Consider the following 23060-nt stretch of genomic DNA (forward strand, 5'->3'; position numbering starts at 1 on the left):
AAGTGGTTAAGGACAGCCTGGTTTACTTGTTGTTAGCCAGGATGGCATTCGCTTCCTGCCGGAACGCAGCAGCAGCCTTCTCCGTAGTTATCTGGCCATAGTTGATCTGCTCCACCAAATCGGCCAGGGAGGCGATCACCTGCGGCGAGCCTACCGGTGGCGCCGGGCTCATCGGCGAGCTCTTCTCTTCCATGGCTGCAACAAAGTCGAATACCTGCTTCTCGGGCTCCGACAGCTCGGAGACGATGGCTTCCTTGATCGAGGCCGAAATCGGAACTCCGCGCTCGCCCTTGATCAGCTTGTTAGCTTCTACATCATTAATCCAGAAGTCGATGAATTTGGCTGCCTCTTCCTTGTTCTTGGAATGCGAAGTGATCGACCAGAACATGCTCGGCTGCATATACAGCCCCTTCTCCATATTCGGTCCCGTCATAGGCGCAAGCTCCATCGGCCGATTGACCGCCGCCTGGAGTCCGACATACTGGTTAGACCACTGCCAGACGCCAATCCCCGTTCCTTTGACGACCTCCGATTCCTCCAGAATGTTCTTGGTTTGCGTCAGCTTCTCTTGGGAGGGTACGGCCCCTTCCTTAATCAGCCTGGCCAGCCGTCCAAAAAATTCAGTAAACAAAGCATCGTCCTCATATCCGAGCGCTGTTCCTTCTTTGTTGTACAGCGAGTATCCATGGGTGCGCAGGAAGTAATGGAAGAAAATATCCGGCGCCATGGAGCCGTCCATGACATAGCCTGCGTCCCGAACCTTTAGCGCGATTTCCTCATATTGATCCCAGGTCCAATTTTCCGGGATGCCGTCAACGCCGGACTTCTTCAGCAGCTCGGGATCGTATTGGAATCCAAGCACGTTGACGCCGGTCGGCACGCCGTATTGGACGTCATTGATTTTTCCGGTAGAGATGACATTTTCGTTCACGTCATTGATTTTGATTTGATTGCCCATGTATGGCGTCAAATCTTCAAGCTGGTTGTTCTTCGCATATTGCACGATATAGGAAATGTCCATCTGCACGATGTCCGGCAGCTGCTTCGCGGCCGCCTGCGGCGCAAGCTTCTTCCAATAGTCGTCGAATGCCGCGTACTCGACATCTATTTTCACATGCGGGTTCAGCTCCTGATACTTATCGACGATTTGTTGGGTATACTCATGGCGTTTGTCGCCTCCCCACCAGGCGATTCTTAGCGTCGTCTTGTCTTTTTTATTCGTGCTCTGCTGAGCCGTCTTGTCATTGCCCTCTCCGTCGCTCGTTCCTCCGGCGCTGCCTCCACCGCTGCAGGCAGGCAAAATGAACAGCAGGGCAACCAACATCCATAGAGCAGTTTTCTTTCTCACAACCATTCTCCCCTTTCGTCGAACGCCAGTTTGATAACGCTTACAGTTATTATTTTCGCCCCAAAAGGGGGGGAGAAGGAACTCACTCATCCGACTTAAAGGTATAAAAATCAGAGATGCTTCTCGGCGGCTTTACTGTCCTCGAGCGATTTGCGGTATTCCGTCGGCGTCATGCCCATCCATTTCTTGAACGCCTGGCTGAAGTATTTGGAATTGCCCCCGAAGCCGTATGAATCGGCAAGCTCGAATACCTTGACGTCGCCGCTGCGGCGGATTTGCTCTGCCGCCTTCTCAATCCGCAGGCGGCTTAAATAATGGGAGAAGTTGTCGCCGGTGACCTGCTTGAACACTTTGCCGAGATAATCGGGATTCATGTACAGCAACTCATGCGCGACTCCACTTAGCGTCAGCTCAGCATCCATGTAGTGCTGCTCAATGATCGAAATCATTCTCTCGACGATGGAGGATCGTCGGCTGATGCTGTTCTTGTAATAACCGGAGGCGACGTGCAGGGCCGCCTCCTTGACGAATGACTTCAGGCTCGACAAGGTATCCAGCCTCACGATCTCGGCCATCTGGGCCGTGAAGCGCTGGCGGTCCTCCGGCGAGCACAATCGAATCAGCATCGCGTACAGCTCAAGCACATAGGAGCGCGTGATGCCGATTTCCAGGCAGAGCTGGGCGAGTTGGCTGAACAGCCGCTCCAGCTCCCGCTCGACCTCGTCGCTAAGCCCCGACTTGATCAGAAGGGCCATCCGCTCCTCATCCAGCTCGACATCTCCGCTTCCCCGATCGTCTGCCGGCAGATCGCTCTTTGTAATCAGGCTCCCTTCCCCGACGTAAAAGCGGTGGTTCATGCACTGCAGCGTCTCGCGGTACAGCCTGCGCGCTGCTTCCATCGGACCGGCCTCGCTGAGCGCTGCGGTCAGCTCCAGGCTATAGAAGCTCAGGAATGTCCGCTTCACTTCTTCTATGCTCTGCAGAAGCAGGGCGCGATCCGGCGTATCATGGATGGCCATGAGCAGCCTTCCGTTAAGCGTCGCTCCGAGCAGGACGCCCGTCAGCAAATCCTCGGCTATATTTTTCAAGGCAAATAGATGCTCGTATTCATGGGAATCCTCCAGCTGGAACAGGAGCAGGCGAACCGGCTGCTCTGCCGACTTCAATCCGAACAGCTCGCGGTAATATTCCAGGTCGCTGCGCCCGTAAGTCTTATTGGACACGAGCTCGCGCAAGAACTGTTCTTTCACATGAGGCAGCACCTTGTTCAGCCCGTCCTTCATCCTCGCGACGAACCGCTCCCGCTCGAGCCGTTCCTCCCGCTCCGCCACCAGCTCGGCCAGCGCTTCATAGATTTGCGACTCGTTGCAGGGCTTCAGCAGATAATGCTTCACGCCAAATTGCATCGCGCTGCGGGCATATTCGAAATCCTTGTAGCCCGTCAGCATGATGAACCGGATGTCCGGGAACGATTGCAGCGTCTTCTCGGCCAGCTCCAGCCCGTTCAGGCCAGGCATGGATATATCGCTGATCACGAAATCCGGCTGCTCCTTGACGATCAGCTCATAGGCCTCGACTCCGTTCCGGGCCGTACCGATCAGCTCGGTTCCCGCCCTGCCCCAATCCACGATCTGCTGAATGCCCTCCAATATCATCCGCTCGTCATCTACGAGCAGTACCTTATACATCCTCGTCCTCTCCTTGTCTATATGGAATGCGAATATGAATTGTCGTCCCGACATTCGGTTCGCTGTCGATGCGAATTCCCCACTCGGGGCCGAAGGTCAGCTTGATGCGTTCCTCAATGTTGGACAGCCCGATGCCCTTGCCCCGCGTCTGGACCCTGCCGCCCCTGAGCTCTGTCAGAAATTCCGGCGTCATTCCCGGACCGTCATCCTCCACGCGGATATCGAGCCCCCCACCGCGCTCTGCCGATTCTTCAACAATGATACGGATACGGCAGGGCTCGATCCTTGGCTCCAGAGCGTAATGAATGGCATTCTCGAGCAGGGGCTGGAGCGTCATTTTGGGAATCAGCGCGTCCAGGTATTCATCCGGCACCTCAAGGCGGAAGTCCAGCCTCTCCTCGAAGCGGATGCGCTGAATCGTCACATAGCTGCGCACGATATCGAGCTCCGATTGCAAGGTAATCAGGCTGGTTCCATCGCTCAGCGAGCTGCGCAGCAGGAAGCCGAGCGATTCTACCATTTGCGAAATTTGCGTCTGCCGGTTCACTTTGGCCAGCCAGTTGATCGAATCGAGCGTATTATATAGAAAATGCGGATTGATCTGAGCTTGAAGCGCTCTCAATTCACTTTCGCGAATGACCAGCTGCTTGGCGTAATTTTGGTTAATCAGCTCGCGGATGCGCTGAATCATCATTTTAAAGGTGCGCTGCAGATGCTCCACCTCGGTCTGCGATGTCCGGGGGACCTCGCCCAGCGACTGCTCCTCCAAATTGTCGAGGTCGCCCTTCTCGATTTTGCGCATCTTCTTGATCAGCTGCTCAATCGGCCGTGTAATGCTGCGCGACAGCTTGACTCCCAGTCCGATGCCGATCAGCAGAATCAATACAAAGATCATCGTCACCAGATCCTTCACGAACGAGATCGTGCGGAACATGCTGTCAAACGGAGTCATGTTCAAGTAGGTCCAGCCTAAACCGGATGATTTGACGCGCGTAAAAAAGTACTTGTTCCCCCCCACCGTCGTTAACCCGTAGGATTCAGAGCGCACCAGTTCATCGGCAATTTCCTCCTCCGGAATAAGCGGGGTGTCGGGATAGATGATTTTGCTCCCGTCGGTAATGATGAGATGGCTGTCGTCTCCGCCGCTCTGCACGTAATCCTCCATGATCCGCTCTTTGCGGAAGCGGATGATGAGCGTGCCGAGGTTGTCCCGCGGAAAGGTCGTCCCGCTGTACGACCTGATCTGCCGGACAGCATACAGCGAACGGTCGCTGCCGACGTACCATACGTTCGCCCCGTCCGCGGACTCCGCGATCGCGATGAGCTCGGCCTGCAGGTCCTGCGCCATGCCTGCGCGGTTGCCACCAAGCATGGCATGCCGCTCCGGATCGATAACCATGATCGAATACACGAACTTCTCGGAGCCGGCAATCAAGGTGAGTCGATCCATTATTTTTTTGCGCTGAATGGCCTTCTGGTAAGACGTGGCGCCATCTACCTTAAGGCTGGCCAGGCTCTGCTGCAGCTGCTCATCGGAGAACACCCGGAACGACAGCTCCTCCTGCCCCCGCAGCTGGTTCTCAATCCCGAGCGCGGAGCTGTTCAGCACCTGGGACGTTCGTTCGTACATCTGCCGGTCGTACAGATCGGTTACGTATTTTAGCGCGATCCAATATAGCGAGAAGCTGACGATCATCAGCAGCGTGATCAAGACCAGCATCTTGTGATAGATGCCAGCCTCCTTGAATATTCCGCGAATTTTCCCCATCAAGATGGCCACCTCGTTTTTAAAGGTCGATTCATGCTAATCGTCTCTTGTTGCGGCAGCATGCTGTTGGACGGGCTGATCTATGAGCTGTGGTTGGACTATGTAGAACTGTTATACACCGATTGTCTTATGTCTCGGACAATGATCTAGACTCTCCCCGCTGTGTCTCAGGTTATAGTTGCACTGATTGATAAGACTGTGTTTCATTGGCTGTGCTATAGACTGATTTGGGGCTATTTAATAAACTGTTTCGTGAACTATTTTATATTACTATATAATATACGTACTTTTATCGATATTTTACATAATTAATTAGCCTCGGGATACCCATCGAAGTATCTAATCCATGCTATGAATAACAAATTTTGCTCCACATTTTCTAATAAAAACGGGGCCCCGCCATCCTCTCGCAGATGTTCTCGGGCGCCCCTAGCTGGCGTCCGATGCAGCCATGCTTAATACGAGCTCATGCTGAAAACCAGAGTTTTCGTGAACTGCGTCTCGATGATGGAGTAGTCTGGTTCAAGCGCAAGCATTTCTCCATGAAAGCTAACGGACAGAGAAGGCGCTATTTCCTCATTTTCTCCTATTTTGGGACTTTATCGGACACAGAAGACGTTATTTGCTGCTTTTCGTCCTATTTTCACCCCAATTTGGCTAAATAGCGGAACCTAGGTCCGTTGCCCCCGAAATTTTGCGATTTTTGCGCCAATAGCGGAACCAGTGTCCGTAACGATCCCCCCTCTGAGTCCAAGCAAAGTTACTGAGGAAACTACATGCTGCCGAGGGCACTACAAAGTTACTACGCTGTATGGGGACTTGGGGGGGACTTGGGGGGACTTCGGGATGGTGAAAGTTACAATGACGCAGTAAGGGTGCCTCGGGACGGGAATAGTTACTATGACGATGCAAAGGTGCCTCGGGAGGGGAAAAGTCACTATGACGATGCATGGTTACCTCGGGACGGGGATGTCACTATGACGATGCAAAGGTGCCTCGGGACAGGGAAGTCACTATGACGATGTAACGGTACATCTGGACGGGAAAAGTCACTATGACGATGCAAAGGTACCTCGGGACGGGGAAGTCACTATGACGATGCAACGGTACCTCGGGATGGTGAAAGTTACAATGACGCAGTAAGGGTGCCTCGGGACGGGAATAGTTACTATGACGATGCAAAGGTTCCTCGGGACGGGGAAAGTTACTATGACGATGCAACGGTACCTCGGGACGGGGAAGTTACTATGACGATGCAACGGTACCTCGGGACGGGGAAAGTTACTATGACGATGCAAAGGTGCCTCAGGACGGGGATGTCACTATGACGATGCAAGTTACTAAAAGTGCAGCCACTGTACAAACGACACTGCATAGTTACTACCACACAAAAAAGCAAGGCCATCTCCGATCAATTCAACTCTCTTGATCTTTGGAGATAGCCTTGCTGCATAGGATTGTACCGTATAGATAAATCCTTCACGTATACCCAAACGGGGTGATGCATACCCCGTACAGGATGGACGTAACCTAACACCATAAGATGCCTGAAGTTAGACGATATCCTACCATAGTGAGCCGTGACCTTCAATGTCAGGCGGTGTCCCACTATGGTGAACCATGACCTTCAATGTCAGGCGGTGTCCCACTATGGTGAACCGTGACCTTCATGTCAGGCGGTGTCCCACCATGGTGAGCCGTGACCTTCAATGTCAGGCGGTGTCCCACCATGGTGAGCCGTGACCTTCAATGTCAAGCGGTGTCCCACCATGGTGAGCCGTGACCTTCAATGTCAAGCGGTGTGCCGCCATGGTGAGCCGTGACCTTCAATGTCAGGCGGTGTCCCACCATGGTGAACCGTGACCTTCAATGTCAGGCGGTGTGCCGCCATGTGAGACCGTGCCTTCCACTGTTAGGAGATGTACTCTCCATGTTGAGCCGCCCTTCCTTGGTTAGGCGATATCCTCCCCATGTTGGAGCGGGATCTTCCTCGTTAAGCGATGTACCCCTTATTGGGCCATGCCTTCCATGGTGCATACCCGGGCTAGTGGGCTCCGCGCATTAATTTACAGCCAATTTGGAAGCAGCCTCGGCTACGCGGCGCAGGCCATCCTCGATGATCTCGCTGGCTTTAGCCGGCATGGCGTTATGTCCTTCGATAACCACTTCATCAAGGATTTGCATGCCGAATACGCCGCCGAATACGCTGCGCATATAGTTAACGGCCATTTCCATCGGCGCTGTTTCAGGTGTGGAATAGATGCCGCCGCGAGCGCTCAGGAAGATAGCCTTCTTGTGTGTCATCAACGGAACTAGCTGGCCTTCTTCATTATATTTAAATGCGTAACCTGCTGCATAGACGTAATCGATAAAGGTTTGCAGTTTCGCCGGGATCGTCAGGTTCCACAGCGGGAACGCGAATACAACGACATCAGCCGCGCTGAATGCGTCCATTGCTTTTTGTTTGGCTGCCAGAATGCGGCTTTCTACATCGGTGAGCTCGCCGCCGTTTTGCATTTTGCCGAAGGCGTTGAACAGATCCTGGCCGAAGTAAGGCATATCCTCCTCGAATACGTCAAACGTAGTCACGTTCAGGTTTTCCTTGCCTTTAACAGCCTCCATAAACGCTTCATACATTCTGCTGGACACGCCCTCGGAAGCCGGGCGATTGTTTGCTTTAACGACTAGAACATTCATGTAAGATTCCTCCACTTTTTCTCTAATATTTAGATGTGATAGATATCACACTTTATTTTACCAGATGCTTCTTGCAGATGTCATATTAGAGGCAGCATTCTGCTGATGGAGTAAATTTCTCCCTCTAACAAACATCTATTGCTTATACAACACCTGTCGAATAAAATAATTGTAAGGGCAATGGCATTGCCGCTCAACCAATAGTTTTGAGCTTTTATCGTTTATACGACAAATTGAATGAAATGTAGAAAAAATGCGAAAAGAGGAATTTCCATGACCGAGGCTAAAATTGACCCGCGCATCATTCGGACCCGCAAGCTGATTATGGATGCGTTCGTTCAGCTATCTACGCGCAAAGAGTTCAAGGATATCACTATCAAGGATATTACGTCTGAAGCAACCGTTAACCGGGCGACCTTCTATTATCACTTCACAGATAAATATGACCTGCTGGAAAAAGTCTTAACCGAGGATTTAATGACCAGCGTCATCAGTGAAATTTCCGGGCACGACGAGCTCAACGAGGGTACGGTCACTAATATTTTCCTGTCCCTCACCCAATTCCAAAAATCGCTGCAATCCCAATGCCGCAGAAGCTTCGAGGCTTTTACCACGACCATTGAAGCGATTATTAAAAAAGAGCTGGAAAAGCTTTTCTATAAAATGCTGCGGCTGCAGCATTTCAAAGAAAGCGACGAATCGCTTAGAGTTACCGCGGTCATGCTGAGCTGGGGCATTTATGGCGCCTCCATCGATTGGCAGAACAACAGTCAGGTTTCCGCCGAGGAATATATCCAATTAGCTATCCCTTATATTATTCATGGCATGGAATCTGCGTCGGCTCTATAAATTCAACGTAAATCGCGTTCCAAAGCCGATCCTCTTCAGGTACATTCGTATAATGCCACTGTCCGCTCTCCTGTTTAAAACCTAGGAATAAGCTGAGCTAGTCAAGGCAATGGAATCAAACAATGATCGCCGCATCGAAATTTGGTCAATGAAGGATGAATTCCTCTAAAAAACCGAGCGTGTTCAGGGCTGAGTCCTGAGCTTCGCTCGGTTTTATTTATATCTGTTTTACACGCCTGTACCATAGCAAGAATTAAGCGGCTAACTTCCTTCAGAACAGCAAGCGCGCTGGGAGCATGCAAGCTGCTCTGCAGCTCTGCCTCTGCACAGCTGCAATTAGGCAGTCATTTTGCTAATTAATCATCCAGCTCGACGCTTTGAATGTTTCCGTCCGCATCGACTTCCCACTCGATTTCAACCCCTTTATTCAAGCCGAGGTTGTCATCATCTTCAATTGTGATATGGTCTGGAATGGTTATGGTTTGTTGTTCTCCGTGATCCACTTGAACGGTAACCTTCTTGCCATTAACCTCCACGATTCTTCCATCATACTCCAGCTTCAGGACAACGATATCTCCGTTGGCATCCGTAATCTTAACCCGCTTGCCTCCATCCGTCAGCAGCTCTATCTTTTTATGATAATTATTTTTAAGCGTAATATCCTTGATCACTCTTTTGACTTTAACGCCAGAAGGAAGAGCCTCCGTTTCCGACACGTCAGCTGTCCCGTTCTGCTGTTGATTAGGCTGCTTTGCCGAATTATTCGCATTCGAGCCGTTCGTTGCTGAAGCATCGGCTTCAGGCACCGGCGTATTGTCCTGTACTCCAGATTGTGGTTGTGTCTGTGCCCCCGATTGGGGTTGTGGCTTATTGGCACAGCCGCTTAGAAAAACACTAGTACTTATCGCAAGTAGAAGCATGGTAGTTGCTAGTCTGCGGCCAATGCTGACCTTGTCTTGTGACATTTTATACCCTCCAGTAGGTTAACTTATCCCCTATTTTGTTTCTAATCTCCGTTTTCTATCCCGAGGATTTTCCTTTATTTTTTATATTAGCAAATAAAATAATAAAAATCGACTTTTTTAGACATTTTTCGACTTTTGTCCTACAAACGCGAATCGCCAAAAAGAGAGAGGTGCCTGATGCGCCTCTCTCTTTCCTCCAGTTCCCAAATACCGCCAAAGCGATGTGATTTATTCCGCAATAACTTCACTTCTGCGTCCGATATACCACCTATAAAAAGCTCCCGCCAATTCACGCGGCACGTCTTTTACATCTGCGTGATGCACGGGCTTGGCCCGATTAATAGTTCCGATTGAAGCGAGGCCAAGCAGCTTTTGAAGCTTGCTTTGAGTTACTTTCACTTCAATGATCTTATCCCTCTTGGATATGAATAGCGTTGTGGTCAAGCTTCCTTTTTGCATTTGTATAAAGTGCTTATTTAATGCGTATCGGGTATTCAAAAAATCCAGCACTCTCGCAACCAGGACTAGAATGAGCAAAGCAACTGAGAGCATCCACCAGACTTCCTTCATTTTGAGTACGGTTGGTTTGAAATAGAACAAGCCCGCAGTAACGATGATCCACAACCAGCTTGGCCGCAGCAGACGCAGCCATAATGCTTTTTGCGGAAGGCGGTTCATCCCATGCGTCACTTGATAGGAGGGTAAAATTTCGGACACCATTTCATAGGCGCGTTTAACAGGCAGAAAGGGATACAGCGAGTTGATTTCATGCATACTTTTATTGGATTCCGAGCTGCCTGCACTGATCAGCTTCACCTCGGCGAGCCCGAGCCATCTTTTTAGCATTGACTGCTCGATTTCTATAGCCTGTACTCTGTCCTTGGAAATGGAGAAGACCGTTTCTTCAACTACGCCTTTTGTAATATAAATCCGTTCAGGGTCTGACGAAATTTCATATTTTCCATATTTCAGAAAGGTTCTCACCATGCCGAAAACAACAGAGACCGTAATGAAAGCAATGATGATAACCGCGATCAGCCATTTGGAGCTAAGAATATTCTGAAGGATTCCTCCCGCCTTCTCCTCTAAATTAAAAATATCCTTCGCTTTGTCATAAAACGATAGAATTACCGGGATGAGCACTAAAAAGCTTAATGAGGTAAAGGAAGCCTTTATAATATCCCTCTTTGTCGGAGTAAAGTGAATGGTTCGCTCCTGAGCAGTACTTTCAGATTCAATGGCAGGAGAGGCTTCATTCTCTGCATGCTTAGGAGGAGCAGTTGGTTCTTCCGATCCGTCAGCTTCAGCTTCATTAATTCTCGCCACATATGCTTCAATTCGATCTGCCTCGGCTTGAGAAATGACATCGAATTTAACCGCCGCATCCTCCCCCTTCATCCCCGTTTCAAAGCTGACCGAGGTCATTTTAAAAAACCGGTGAAATACGGAGATATGGCGATTAACGTTCTGGATTTTCGAGAAAGGGATCGTCTGCTCCGACCTGTTGAACACTCCCTTGTACAGGTGAAAGGAACGATCATCCAGCACATATTTATTCGTAAGCCATTTGAAAATTATGGAGCAAATTGAAATTCCGACGGCAAGCCCAAAGATGTACCTGCCGTATACAATGAAGGACGAGTCCGAGCCCGCCTTGATCACGAATAAATAAATCACAAAGAAGATACAGTTCTTGGCTAATTTCCACAAGTGAAAAAGGATAGAAAGCGGATGGTAACGTCTTGCCTCCATCATGACTCCACTTCCTTAATTTTTGCATAATGGGCAATCTGATTTCTCAACGCAACAGCAACCTCTTTAGGCAGGGCAGGGATGGCATGAGACGATCCCATAGTCTCGATCGATAACGAGCATAGTCCGTATTTTCTAAGCAAGGGTCCCTGCTTGGTGGCTACCGATTGTATTTTGGTCATTGGCACGAGCTGGTGCTTCTCCACCATTACGCCTGATTTCAATTGCAAGAACTCTTCGCTCACGTCATAGCGCCAGCTTCTGTAGAGTAGAAACGGATTGATCATTGACCATATAGTACTGATTACAGAAAGTATAGTAAAGCCAATCAGGATCCAACCGATCCATTCCTTCCAAGAGTATAGATGATCGAGAAATAATAAGACAGCCAGAATGACAAATCCAATCATATTCGTGATCAATTCACTTATGATCCATACTTTCACCGCGTCCTTAGACAACTGCTGCTGCGGAAGCTCTAATGGAGACTGCATCAAATCACCGCCTATAGTTCTGAAGCTTTTGTTATATATACATACGTAAAAGACGGGACTCTCGTCGCAAAAAAGCAAATAAAGCTTCCCTGCATGCCGGAAATATCACTTCCATCTTTGCCATGCGGGGGAGCTTTATTAGCAGCACCCGTTAGAATATTCTTTTTGGATGGCTTTAGGTCGTGCTCGAGCCATGCTCTGGAGATTGCGCCTGCATTTGCCTTTTTGCCCTTAAAGATAAGCCGAAGCAGATAAGCAGCACCATGCATGCCAGAGTGTATGGATAATTGATATTAATATCGAACAATACTCCGGCGATGATCGGTCCGGCAATATTGCCGAGACTCGTATAAGCCGAGTTCAGACCGGCCACGTAGCCTTGTCGATCCATGGCAAGCCTTGACATTTGGACACTGATGGCCGGGCGCAAAATGTCGATCGCCAGAAAGACGACAAAGGTAACGGCAAAAATCATCCAAAATTTATGGACGAAGAGTGTCATAAGAATGAATAGGCCCGCAAATAGAAGGCATATCGTGATTACATTTCTCTCGCCAAAGCGATTCAAAATCCAGCTGAAGGCCGTAGCCTGAACCACGGCTCCAGCGATAGAGCCAAAGGTGATGATAAAGGCAATATCTCCGGGCTGAAATCCGAATTTATGATCGACAAACAGTCCAAATACGGTCTCAAAGTTGGCCAGTCCGAAGGACATGACAAACACGATAATCAAGCTTAAAAAGAAGGGCTCTCGATAGGAATTCAGCAATTGGGATAGAAGACTGCCCCCTTTGTCCGCTGCAGCTGATGAGTCGGATGAAGATTTCTTTGCAGAAAGAGATTCCCTCAGGACAAACAAGGACATACAGCCTGCTATAAACCCTGCGGCTCCTGCAGCGAAAAAAGGAACGCGGATACCGAATTCGGCGATATATCCTCCAATACCGGGACCGATGATAAAGCCCGTGGTAATCGCCGCGTTAATATAACCCATCCCGGCAGCGCGTTCTTCTTCGGTCGTAATATCCGCGACATAAGCCATCACGGCCGGCATGATCATGGCAGCACTTATGCCGCCGAGCATCCGCGAGGCAAACAATAGCGCGGGAGCGCTCGCCATCCCGAATATGACTTCAGATACAGCGAATACGATCATGCCGAGGACGATCATCCGCTTTCTTCCATACGAGTCGGCCAGCCGGCCGGCCAGCGGCGAGAAAAGAAACTGCGTCAGTGAAAAGGTTGCCACCAGCAGGCCGATCGTGCTCCCGCCGATGCCTAAATTATTCATGAACTTGGGCATAATCGGTATGATCAGGCCTATTCCCGTAAATACGAGAAAAATATTCAACATGAGGATCAGTATTGCTCCCCGGTTTTTTAACATTAAAGCCATGCTTGTTTCCCCCAAACGTTGTTATGGAACATACTGAATATTCATTCAAAATCATGGGATAAAAAAATAAACTATGGGCTTGGCTTGGCGATCCCATGCAAAAAAACATCCATAGCCAACCGGTAAGCCTGCAGCGTTTCCTCCTGACCCATATTGCGCGAGTGCTGACTTAAGCCCAGCAGAAGACTGTCCAAAATCATGGCTAGTCCGTCAACATCTGTGATTTTTAGTTCGTCATTGTCGATTCCTTTTTGCAGCAGCTGCCGATTAAAAGTTAGATATCCTTTGACAATTTCATTTATACGCTCCTCCACGTCCGAGGCTTTCTCCGAATTGTTGTAGAACTCATCAGCGACCCTGGACAGCGGATGATTTAATTGATCAAGCGCCAAATGCTCTGCCATGCTGTACAATTTATCGATCGTCGTCGGATAGAGCGGCTCCTCGGCGAGCCACGTCTCTTCCCATTCCCGGTTCCATTCCTCAATCAAATATAGAAATAGCCCCTCTTTATTCTTGAAATGATAATAAATATTTCCTGCACTGCAGCCGGTTGCATTGACGATATCTTCAATCGAGGTAGCCTTATAGCCTTTTTGTATAAATAATGCCCGGGATGCATCAGCAATCTTCCTCTGGGTCTGCTCGCTCTGCTGCTTCTTTTTATTCACTCCTGAATCACCGCTTTCAGAATACTGAACAATTATTCAGTATTATAATTGAAAAAGGCCAGCCTAAGCAACCCCTTTTTAAACCGTACCAAGAACCAAATCATCCATGGGAAATGATGTCATAAATATATAACAAAAAAAGGTACAGCCACCCAACCACTTAAGGGACTGTACCTTTTCTACAATTCTTTTATACCGGTGCCTGACGGCTTTAATCTACCTCAACCAGCACGATATTGTCTAAAATGACCTCCGTATTGGAACCCAAGCCCTCAACCTCGCCCACATTCAGATCGATTCTGGCATGATCCTCTGTCGTACCCTTCATTGTAAATTTAAATGTGTATCTCTCCATATCCGTAGTCAATGACAAATCCGTTCCGAAATAGCTGACATGCCAAGGATCTTCGCTTAGCTTTTTTCCAAGACCGATATTTATTTTTCTCGGAACGCTCGCACGGGCATCCAAGGAAATCTGATAGGTTTTACCTTCTTCGAGCCGGATTCCCTCCTGGCTGATTTGCGGATTCCAATTTTGGCTTCCTGCCGAACCGATTTGGATCACCATCTCTCCGCCACTCTGGGTTAAGCTTCCGGAAGAATGCCCGTTCCACTCATCCCCCCAATAGGCCGACCAATGATCCGTTCCTTCACCGAACAGTCCGTTCTGAATCAGACTGCTGCTAAGCCGAATATTATCCAGGAAAATAACCCCCGCCTTATCGTATACATTCCCTCCAATCGTTAGCTGGCCCAAATCAAATTCCAGCTTGGCATTGGTTTCCGTCGGATGGTTCATCACGAAGGAAAATTGCTGCTGCTGCTTCACCTGAGTTAGCCAAATCGTAGGCTTGCTGCCGTCAAGGAAATCCGTATACGCATAGTTATTGCTGGGATCCACAACGCCTACACCCAATTGAATTGGCCGATCTACCGTGGAATAGACATCAAAGGTTACCGAGTAGATTCTCCCCTGCTCCAACGTGAGGCCCTCCTGATAGACCTGCTGGTTCCAATTTTCGGGCATTAATTCAGGGAGTTGAATTTGCATGACACCATCCTTCGCCATAATAGAGAGCTTATCGGACTTGTTGTCCGACTGATAGGTCTGCCACTCACTGACATCGGCATCAAAGGTCCCATTGCGAATTAGATTTCCGGTGGAACTCCGCTGATTGACATCCGTCAGCGTAAAATAGTCAATATTCACATGAGGAGCATAGATTTGCAAGGTCTGGATTCCTTCATTCAGCTGAATGGTCTGCTCCATCAGTTTGAAGATTCCCCAATCGCCCGTATTCGCTACGTTCCACGTATATTTGAAATCCGCATCCGTCTCCTGGATCTCGCCTACGGGCAATGTATGCGTATATACGCTGCCCTGCTTGGCCAGCAAGGTCAATGATCCGCCCCCTTCATATCCCGACGCAACGTAGTAAGCAATCTTGTATTCGCCAGCCTTCTTGACATCGATGATGTACTGCATCCAGTCGCCCGGATCGATCCAGCCAACGCTTAATCCGTCTTCTCCCTTTTGTACGCCTTTCATATCAGAATAATTCTCCGCTTCAATCCGCTTCGAACCGTTGACCACCACAGGCGGACTCATTTCCTTCAAGCTCACATTATCCAGCTCAAGGCGATGCGTCAAAGCCCCCAACCCGAATTCAAGCTGGCTTGAGCTGTGCACCGGGCCCATTGTAAAAATCCATGAATAAGTTTGCGGTTCTGTTCCTATGGCAAACACTTGCTCTCCATAAAGACTCGGCTTATCTTCATTGCCTATCCGTGCCGAAATGGATACGTTATTTTCCGCTCTAGCGCTAAATGACAGAATGTACATCTTTCCTTCTATGAGGTTTAACCGATCCTGACGAAGAACAAGCGCATCAGGCTGTCCAGCAGTTCTTGGCTTTACGTACAGCTTGCGGTCAGTTATCGCGCTTCCGACATAATAATTCGCATCCGCGCTGCCCGGTCCATCGATCTTCCAAAAGCCGAGGCGATCCTTGCCTTGATCAAAAGTGCCGTTATAAATCAAGTTTCCGCTCGGTAAAGCACTACGAGGCATATTTGGATCGGGATCAGCAGTTTTAACAAGACGCACCTCATCAATCCATACCGGCAGGGTGCCTGCGTCCCCCATATTGAACTCTAGTCTGGCATTAGGGTCCGTATCCGAATTCATGGTAAAAGTATAGGTGTAGTTTTGCCGTTCCGCGGTAAGCGCAACCGTTTTGTCATCCATATAGCGGGTGTAGCTCCGGTCAGGGCCCGACAATGACGCTATCATCGTTCTGTCTCCTGACGACCATGCATCAAAGGACAGCTGGTAGGTCGATCCTTTAATCAATGGCAAGCCGGCTTGAATCAGCTGGATGGCGTAATTGACGTCCCCTTCCTGATCTATGGTTGTTTTCACTGCTCCTTGATCCACCGCCACAGATCCTCTACCGCCGAACAGATCAGCAGGTGGGGCGAACGGTTGAAACACCCAATGGTTCAATTCATCTTCAAACGTTCCGTTCTCCACATAATTCCCATCTTCTCCCGGCTCTCTTATGACGACGTTCTTGGCTGCAGGCATAACTGGCTGGCGATAAGCCTGACCATCCCTTTCATAGACACGGACATAGTCTACGAGCATCTTTTGCGGAAATTCCGTAGTGGAGTCCGGATTCCCTGGCCAATCGCCGCCAACAGCCAGATTCAACTGCAGGAAGAAGTCCCTGTCAAAGGGTGCGGGATAGGTGTATTCTCCACCTTCCTGCTGATTTTGGCTGAACCAGTTGTTCTGCTTGGAATACAACACCCCGTCCACGTAAAAACGGAACTCTCCGGGCTCCCATTCTACCGCAAAGGTATGAAAATCGTCGGCAAACGTGGCACCTTCAGGCAGAGTGTAGCTGCCCTGCGATTGCTCATGAGGCAGTCCATAGTGAAGAGTGCCATATATTTTATTCGGCTCATGGCCCAGAAGCTCCATGATATCGATTTCTCCGCTAGCCGGCCAACCGGAATACAAATTCTGATCCGTAGGCATCATCCAGATCGCTGGCCATATTCCTTTGCCTTGCGGCATTTGGGCACGAATCTCAAATTTGCCGTAAGTCCAATCTCCCTTGCCCTCAGTCGTCAGCTTCGCGGAAGTGTATGCATTGCCTTGATAATCTTCCTTATGGGCTTCAATAACTAAATGCCCGTTCTCAATGCGAGCGTTCTTTGCGCGATCCGTATAGTTTTGAAGCTCATTATTCCCGTAACCGCCACCGCCTCGCACATGGTTCCATTTGCTGGTGTCGATTTGGGTTCCTGCGAATTCATCATTCCAAACCATATTCCATGCTTCAGGCTTAATATTTGCTTCCGTCAAGACCATCTGCCGGAAACGGACAATCTTTCCGTTCTGATCAACTTCATAAACTCCAAGATACTTGTTAATGCTTGAGTCAACCCCGGAGATATCGGTTCCTGATTCATAGGGATCTATCAATAAATTGCTCTTATGCAATGCTTCCCCGGCCTGCATAGAGGAAATCTCTTTGTTGGATACCAGGACAGCCAGCCGGTTCCCTGCAGAGACTGTGGCAGTTACCTTTGTTGTACCAGGTAAGCTTCCCTGCGCAACCACAGGTGACCAGGAGTCAGGCGGAAGGGATCCCGAATTACTGCCCGTGCCAGGGCTGCTATTCCCCGGTGATGGATTCAACCCGCCAGTTTCTTTCCCCGTATTCCCTGCTGGAACGCCCTTCTCGTCAGCAGATATCAACGCTTCCCTCTCAGACGGCCAAATGTACTCTTTCCCTTGCTCCAGCTCTTTGCCGTTTACCATGATTCCTGCCGCTTCAGATTTTACGCGGGAGATTTCACCTTTTCCACTCATTACTGTTCCGCTTGAACCTTTCTGAAGCATCAATTGCTGAATCGCAGCTCCATCATCTACGTGAAGCACAGCCGGACTGCGCAATATCAGCTGTTGAATTACGGACTCACCTTCCACGGTTACGCGGATAGGATGATCCAGATTATACAGCACCACCTTTGCTAATTCCGTGTTTTTGATATGGATGCTGTTTTGCCCCCCGCCGTTTATGAAGGTTACGCCGGCGACTTTCGAATTTTCTATCGTCACGTCCCCATTGCCGATCCCCTGGGTTAGATACAGATTTCCCGTAATCTCTTTGTTTCGGAGCATCACAGCTTTCGAATTGACTACAGCATTTGCCAGCATTTCCTTCCGTTCATCGGTGACAGCCTTGTTGTACAGTGTCCCGGCAAGCCGATCCAGCATGACAACCGCCTCACCGCGGGTAACCCATCGATCGGGCCGGAAAGAACCGTCCGGATATCCTTGGATGGCCCCCGCCATAACCAGTTCTTTTACAGCAGACAAGGAGTAAGGGCGAATTTCTGATTTGTCCGAAAAAATGCCCATCACATCCGTGCCCATTCCCCGCTCGATTTCAGACAGCTGAAAAGCTCTGGACATCATCACAGTTGCTTCGGCTCTCGTAATCGAGTTGTTAGGTTTAAACGCTCCGTCTTCGTACCCCTTAATAAATCCGGCATGAGCAGCTGCTGCCAGGGAAGAAGCATACCAAGCGTCCGCCGGCACATCCTTAAATGCGGGCTGGTCCGTTCCGCTAATACCGAACACCCGCTGCAGCAGCATACTGAACTCAGCTCTGGACATAGGCTGATTCGGGTGGAGCTTCCCATCGGGATATCCCGACAAAACTCCCAAAGAGGTCCACTTCCCAAGCATAGCTTCGGCCCAATGGCCCTTTATGTCACTTTCCTTGGAATCCTCTTTCATCGGACTGGCATAACCCGCAGTCATGAAACTGCTGAACAACATACACAGGACTAGACCTTGTGCAATGAACCGTTTCACCGTATACTCACTCTCCCTTATCGCAATGTAAGTTCATTATAAAAGGGATGTTGCCACCGGCCATATAACTACTTCTTAGCTTTTCTAGCTGTCCGTTAACTAGTTTGATCGGCAAGGCGGAACCAGCGTTCAATGTCAATTCGTTCCATGATACAATGATTTTCGGAGGGATAGAATATGAAAAAAACATGGTTCGTACCAGCAATACTCCTCATTCTGATAGCGATGTACGAACTCTATCAACACGGCCAGTGGACGCAGTCCGATGCACCATCTGAGAGCCGAAACCAACCGGAAACATTGACAACCGTATTTAGTTTGCGGCCGTCCCTTAGCTTCAAGAATGGCGAAAACATTGAAGATAACGTTCATACCCGATCGGTGCGCGAGAAATTAGGCATTGATCTTCAATATTTATGGACAACCCCGGACAGTACATTCTCAACCAAATTGAAGCTGCATCTGCTGAATAAACAAGAGATGCCCGATATTATTCCGGTTAGAACCGATGTCGTTCATCAGATGATTGATTCCGGCCAATTTATGGCCGTAGATGATTTGTTCGAGCAATACGCATCTCCCGTCTGGAAAAAGGCGATGAATGAGAACCCTTCCGTCTGGTATCCTTACGAACGGCAAGGAGAGCATTATGCCATTCCGATTCTGGACTATGACTATAATTCCGATCCCATGATGTGGATTCGGGAGGATTGGCTTGAAAAGGTCGGGTTGTCCCCTCCTACCACCCTGCCGGAGCTGGAAAAGGTGCTTGAGGCATTTACTTACCAAGATCCCGACGGCAACGGGAAGGATGACACCTACGGCCTGGCCGTTAGTCTGGGCAACACCATCAGCACTTGGATGGCTGACATCAGCTGGGTATTCGGCATGTACGGCTGCCTGCCGGAACAATGGAATTTCTGCGAAGCTCAGAATCAGTTGGAGTTCGGGTCGATCCAAACTTCAGCCAAGCAAGGTTTGATCAAACTTAGAGAATGGAGAGAGGCAGGGTACTTTCCGAATGAAGCGTTATGGCAGGATGAAGAGTCGGCCGCCCGATTATTTTCCCAAGAAAAAGCAGGCATCGTTATCGGACCCCATTGGATGCGGTTCTGGCCGCTTAACGTACTCACGGAAAAGAATCCCCAGGCTAAATTCATCGCCATTCCCCTGCCAAAAGGGCCAGACGGCAAATCGTATCATCGTGCTTCTCAACCTAGAAACGGGGCTGTACTCATCAACAAAAACATAAGGAATCCACAAGCTTTTTTCCGTTACATGAACGACCTGTACGAAACACAAGGATTAGGCGAAGGAGAATTCGCGTACGGCATGGCAAAAGACTATGACTATACGATGGTAAATGGCAAGTATTCCATGGATCGAAGCCTCATCCCCGGCGGTTATGTCGATGTCACGGCCTATACCCTCACCTATGACGGCGCACGAATTCCGTCCCATTGGACGAGAATGGTGTCCGACACCGAGAAACCCGTGCTCGCCCAGCTATTCTCCAGCCGGTTACCCAACGAGTATCAAGGCCCGCCGACACCCACCATGCTGGAGAAGGGCGACCAGCTTCAGCAAACACAGCATGAGACGTTTTTACAAATCATTTACGGTAAAAAAAATATAGACTACTTCGATGATTTTGTGGCGAATTGGAAGGCAAACGGCGGAGAACAAATGACCAGAGAAGTGAACGAATGGTATCAGTCCATTCATGGAACAAGTAAATAATATAATAGCTATGTTGAAAGATTGCTCTTTAATCCCCATCGATAGTCCATCTAGAATGAAATAAGATTAAACGACAGGATGGATGATCAGATGAAAAAGAAAGTTTTTGTTTTTACCGTTTTAATCGCCTTATTGGGTGCAGGTTGTTCAGACAAAAACGGCGATACCCATGAGCTCCAACAAGAAAACACTTGGGTTCAAACATTTGCAAGGCATGACCCGGCAAAGTGGGAGATGTCTACCGGATACTCCAATGGGGACCCTTTTGACTGTGTATGGTCCGCCGACAATATCCATTTTAACGGTTCAACAATGGAACTGATGCTTACAAAGAATGATACTGGAAATATACAGGGCTCGGAGTACAAAACCTTGGATACCTATCATTACGGCAAATATGAAGTTCGTATGAAGGCGGCCAAAAATACAGGAATTGTATCCTCTTTCTTTGTATATACTGGCCCCCCCTTCGGAACGCCTTGGGACGAAATTGACATCGAATTCCTTGGCAAGGATACGACCCAAGTCCAATTGAACTATTACACCGACGGGGTCGGCAACCATGAGAAACTAATTGATCTTGGGTATGATGCCTCTGAGGAATTCCACGATTACGCCTTTGAGTGGACAAAGGAGGAAATCAATTGGTACATTGACGGAAAGCTGGTACATACGGCAACGGCTGACATTCCCGTCACCCCTGCCAAAATCATGATGAACCTCTGGAACGGCACCGGTGTTGACTCATGGCTGGGCCCCTACGACGGTGCGTCCCCTATTACGGCGGAGTATGAATGGATGAAATACACCCCTTACCCGGAGGAATAGAATCAAACACGATATGCAAAAACAAACAGCTTATCTTCCTTTCGGAAAATAAGCTGTTTGTTTGTCTTGCCAAGGCTACCCTTTCACCGCGCCGGCTGTCATCCCGCTGATAAAATACTTCTGCGATAAGAAGAAGGTAATAATAACGGGTAGTGTAACAACCGTCGCCGCAGACATCAACAGATCATAACGGTTGGTATATTGGCCCACAAACAGCCTGATCCCTACGGGAATCGTTTGAACTTCCGGGGTCGTCGTCAGCACCCAGGCAAACATCAATTCGTCCCAAGCCGTCAAGAAAATATACACACACATGGCGATAATGCCAGGCAAGGAAAGGGGCAGAATAATCCGGACAAAAGCCTGGATTCGATTACAGCCGTCAATCCGTGCGGATTCTTCCAAATCCTTTGGAATCGAAACAAAAAAGCTCCGGATAATCCAAATACTCATAGGCGTATAGAATGCTGAATAGACCAGCACCATTCCCCAATACGTATCCACCATAGGAAGGCCAAGCGTATCCTTGATATTTAAGAATAATAAATAAATGGGCAACAGAAACATAATACCCGGAATCATCTGTGTCCCGATGACGCTGATTCCGAACAATCCGGAGCCCGGAAACCTGTACCTGGCAAGTGCATATCCCGCCAATATGGCCAGGAAACAAGAAATTAGCATCGTTGCGGTACAAATCAACAAGCTGTTTTTAAAATATTGGCCAAAATTGATCGTTTCCCAAAGATTCTTGTAGTTAAGCCATTGCGGCTCAGGGATCGCCATGCTGGTTATCCCCTGCAGGATCTCACCATTTGTATGGAGGGAAACCTTGACCATCCAAAAAATCGGGAATACGACAACTGCAACAATCACCCAGGTGAGCGTATTTAGGGAGTAATACTCTAGTTTTTTCGCGATTCGGGTATTCAATCCACTCTCAACTCCGATCTAAAGATTCGATACCATATCCCCACAATAATCAACATAGCTCCCATCAGAAGGAAAGAGGCCGCCGCGCCAACCCCGAAGGACCAATATCCGAAAGTCTGTCTGGTCAAGGCGGTCATGAGCAAATCGCCCCATTTGCCAGGGTAGCCGGATCCGTTTCCGAACATCATGGCGACGATATTGTAAGAGTACACATTGTTGATAATCTGGAATAGAAGCTGAACAGCGATGATCGGCTTCAGCATCGGAAGGGTAATAGTAAAAAACTGCCGCAATCGGCCGGCACCATCAATTTTCGCTGCTTCGTAGAGATCATCCGGAATCGTTTGGAGTCCAGCCAGAAAGACAATCATGATGAATGGCCAGCTTCTCCATACAGTAGGAATAATGATCGCCCAAATCGTATTTTGACCAATCAGCCAGAAGGGCTTATCAGACATTAAATGCAGGATATCGACCAGAATATAATTAATGATGCCTTCTTTTTGCCACATAAATCCCCAAAGGACTCCCACAACATAGGAGGGAACAACCCACGGAAGCAGCATGGCCGCTCTGGCAATCCCCCTTCCCGGGAAATCCCGGTTCAGCAGGATCGCGACAAGTAATCCAATAATCATTACAGAAATGGTTACGACGACACTGTATATGGCCGTATTCCGCAGCGCGTATCCCAGACCTTGACGGACAGGATTATTTTCATTGAAAAGCAGCTCCGAATAATTTTTCAATCCAATAAACGGGGCTTTTAAATACTGGCTTAATGTAAACTGATTCAACTTCAAAAATGACATTACGATCCCTTGGATCATGGGCAAGACGTGAACAAGCATCATAAACAAAAAGGTGGGAAGTATGAATAAATACGCGACGCGGTATTCCCTAAACCCCTTTTTGAACCGGGCTCCGAAGGGTTTTCTGACTTCCGGCGTATCCGGATTTCTTGATATTTCCACGGTGTCTCACTTCCTTCTAATAAAGTGTGCTATCAAGCGAGCACTTGATAGCACATTTGGATT

Annotated in this window: 15 protein-coding genes; 3 read left to right on the forward strand and 12 right to left on the reverse strand. The window is 48.9% G+C overall.

Annotation, left to right across the window (positions count from 1 at the left end):
- Nucleotides 1-22: 22 nt before the first annotated feature.
- The 4 genes from BN2762_RS01540 to BN2762_RS01560 form a co-directional block, all read right to left on the reverse strand.
- Complete coding sequence (locus BN2762_RS01540) at nucleotides 23-1354, reverse strand: ABC transporter substrate-binding protein (protein WP_055105295.1); 1332 nt, start codon at nucleotides 1352-1354, stop codon at nucleotides 23-25.
- Nucleotides 1355-1458: 104 nt separating this feature from the next.
- Nucleotides 1459-3036: a response regulator transcription factor gene (locus BN2762_RS01545; RefSeq protein ID WP_055105296.1), complete on the reverse strand. Its 1578-nt coding sequence runs from the start codon at nucleotides 3034-3036 to the stop codon at nucleotides 1459-1461.
- On the reverse strand, nucleotides 3029-4804 hold the full coding sequence (locus tag BN2762_RS01550) for a sensor histidine kinase (protein WP_055105297.1): 1776 nt from the start codon (nucleotides 4802-4804) through the stop codon (nucleotides 3029-3031). Before BN2762_RS01550 ends, BN2762_RS01545 begins: the two co-directional genes overlap by 8 nt.
- A 2061-nt stretch (nucleotides 4805-6865) precedes the next feature.
- Nucleotides 6866-7501, reverse strand: coding sequence for an FMN-dependent NADH-azoreductase (locus tag BN2762_RS01560; protein ID WP_055105299.1), 636 nt, complete (start codon nucleotides 7499-7501; stop codon nucleotides 6866-6868).
- A 273-nt stretch (nucleotides 7502-7774) separates the two neighbouring features.
- On the opposite strand from BN2762_RS01560, the gene BN2762_RS01565 reads away from it, so the two are divergent.
- Nucleotides 7775-8350: a TetR/AcrR family transcriptional regulator gene (locus tag BN2762_RS01565; RefSeq protein WP_055105300.1), complete on the forward strand. Its 576-nt coding sequence runs from the start codon at nucleotides 7775-7777 to the stop codon at nucleotides 8348-8350.
- A 356-nt stretch (nucleotides 8351-8706) separates the two neighbouring features.
- On the opposite strand, the gene BN2762_RS01570 is transcribed toward BN2762_RS01565, so the two are convergent.
- The 6 genes from BN2762_RS01570 to BN2762_RS01595 all read right to left on the reverse strand — a co-directional run bounded on the left by BN2762_RS01570 (nucleotide 8707) and on the right by BN2762_RS01595 (nucleotide 18486).
- Nucleotides 8707-9315 (reverse strand): hypothetical protein, encoded by a 609-nt coding sequence (locus tag BN2762_RS01570; protein ID WP_148499850.1) that lies wholly within the window; start codon nucleotides 9313-9315, stop codon nucleotides 8707-8709.
- Between the two features lie 228 nt (nucleotides 9316-9543).
- Nucleotides 9544-11070 (reverse strand): PH domain-containing protein, encoded by a 1527-nt coding sequence (locus BN2762_RS01575; RefSeq protein ID WP_055105302.1) that lies wholly within the window; start codon nucleotides 11068-11070, stop codon nucleotides 9544-9546.
- Nucleotides 11067-11561 carry a PH domain-containing protein gene (locus BN2762_RS01580; RefSeq protein WP_055105303.1) on the reverse strand — a complete coding sequence of 165 codons (495 nt, stop codon included), beginning with the start codon at nucleotides 11559-11561 and terminating at the stop codon, nucleotides 11067-11069. The genes BN2762_RS01575 and BN2762_RS01580 overlap by 4 nt, the downstream gene beginning before the upstream one ends.
- Nucleotides 11562-11736: 175 nt before the next feature.
- Entirely contained in the window at nucleotides 11737-12957 is a 1221-nt protein-coding gene (locus BN2762_RS01585; RefSeq protein WP_055105304.1) for an MFS transporter, read from the reverse strand.
- A gap of 71 nt (nucleotides 12958-13028) precedes the next feature.
- Nucleotides 13029-13628, reverse strand: coding sequence for a TetR/AcrR family transcriptional regulator (locus tag BN2762_RS01590; protein WP_055105305.1), 600 nt, complete (start codon nucleotides 13626-13628; stop codon nucleotides 13029-13031).
- A gap of 211 nt (nucleotides 13629-13839) precedes the next feature.
- Nucleotides 13840-18486: a carbohydrate binding domain-containing protein gene (locus BN2762_RS01595; RefSeq protein ID WP_055105306.1), complete on the reverse strand. Its 4647-nt coding sequence runs from the start codon at nucleotides 18484-18486 to the stop codon at nucleotides 13840-13842.
- Between the two features lie 213 nt (nucleotides 18487-18699).
- On the opposite strand from BN2762_RS01595, the gene BN2762_RS01605 reads away from it, so the two are divergent.
- Both BN2762_RS01605 and bglS read left to right on the forward strand, forming a co-directional pair.
- Nucleotides 18700-20262, forward strand: coding sequence for an extracellular solute-binding protein (locus BN2762_RS01605; RefSeq protein WP_055105308.1), 1563 nt, complete (start codon nucleotides 18700-18702; stop codon nucleotides 20260-20262).
- 90 nt (nucleotides 20263-20352) lie between these two features.
- Nucleotides 20353-21090, forward strand: coding sequence for a beta-glucanase (bglS, locus tag BN2762_RS01610; RefSeq protein ID WP_055105309.1), 738 nt, complete (start codon nucleotides 20353-20355; stop codon nucleotides 21088-21090).
- 75 nt (nucleotides 21091-21165) lie between these two features.
- Here the strand turns inward: bglS and BN2762_RS01615 are convergent, their stop codons facing one another.
- Nucleotides 21166-22023 (reverse strand): carbohydrate ABC transporter permease, encoded by an 858-nt coding sequence (locus BN2762_RS01615; RefSeq protein WP_055105310.1) that lies wholly within the window; start codon nucleotides 22021-22023, stop codon nucleotides 21166-21168.
- Entirely contained in the window at nucleotides 22020-22997 is a 978-nt protein-coding gene (locus BN2762_RS01620; RefSeq protein WP_230202399.1) for a carbohydrate ABC transporter permease, read from the reverse strand. The genes BN2762_RS01615 and BN2762_RS01620 overlap by 4 nt, the downstream gene beginning before the upstream one ends.
- Nucleotides 22998-23060 lie beyond the last annotated feature (63 nt).

This window comes from Paenibacillus ihumii (genome assembly GCF_001403875.1).
GTDB classification, from domain to species: domain Bacteria; phylum Bacillota; class Bacilli; order Paenibacillales; family Paenibacillaceae; genus Fontibacillus; species Fontibacillus ihumii.

What these genes read in the sequence shown, in the direction of transcription:
- BN2762_RS01540 (WP_055105295.1), bottom strand. Translation starts at nt 1,354, where the DNA reads ATGGTTGTGAGAAAGAAAACTGCTCTATGGATGTTGGTTGCCCTGCTG.
- BN2762_RS01545 (WP_055105296.1), bottom strand. Translation starts at nt 3,036, where the DNA reads ATGTATAAGGTACTGCTCGTAGATGACGAGCGGATGATATTGGAGGGC.
- BN2762_RS01550 (WP_055105297.1), bottom strand. Translation starts at nt 4,804, where the DNA reads ATGGGGAAAATTCGCGGAATATTCAAGGAGGCTGGCATCTATCACAAG.
- BN2762_RS01560 (WP_055105299.1), bottom strand. Translation starts at nt 7,501, where the DNA reads ATGAATGTTCTAGTCGTTAAAGCAAACAATCGCCCGGCTTCCGAGGGC.
- BN2762_RS01565 (WP_055105300.1), top strand. Translation starts at nt 7,775, where the DNA reads ATGACCGAGGCTAAAATTGACCCGCGCATCATTCGGACCCGCAAGCTG.
- BN2762_RS01570 (WP_148499850.1), bottom strand. Translation starts at nt 9,315, where the DNA reads ATGTCACAAGACAAGGTCAGCATTGGCCGCAGACTAGCAACTACCATG.
- BN2762_RS01575 (WP_055105302.1), bottom strand. Translation starts at nt 11,070, where the DNA reads ATGATGGAGGCAAGACGTTACCATCCGCTTTCTATCCTTTTTCACTTG.
- BN2762_RS01580 (WP_055105303.1), bottom strand. Translation starts at nt 11,561, where the DNA reads ATGCAGTCTCCATTAGAGCTTCCGCAGCAGCAGTTGTCTAAGGACGCG.
- BN2762_RS01585 (WP_055105304.1), bottom strand. Translation starts at nt 12,957, where the DNA reads ATGGCTTTAATGTTAAAAAACCGGGGAGCAATACTGATCCTCATGTTG.
- BN2762_RS01595 (WP_055105306.1), bottom strand. Translation starts at nt 18,486, where the DNA reads ATGTTGTTCAGCAGTTTCATGACTGCGGGTTATGCCAGTCCGATGAAA.
- BN2762_RS01605 (WP_055105308.1), top strand. Translation starts at nt 18,700, where the DNA reads ATGAAAAAAACATGGTTCGTACCAGCAATACTCCTCATTCTGATAGCG.
- bglS (WP_055105309.1), top strand. Translation starts at nt 20,353, where the DNA reads ATGAAAAAGAAAGTTTTTGTTTTTACCGTTTTAATCGCCTTATTGGGT.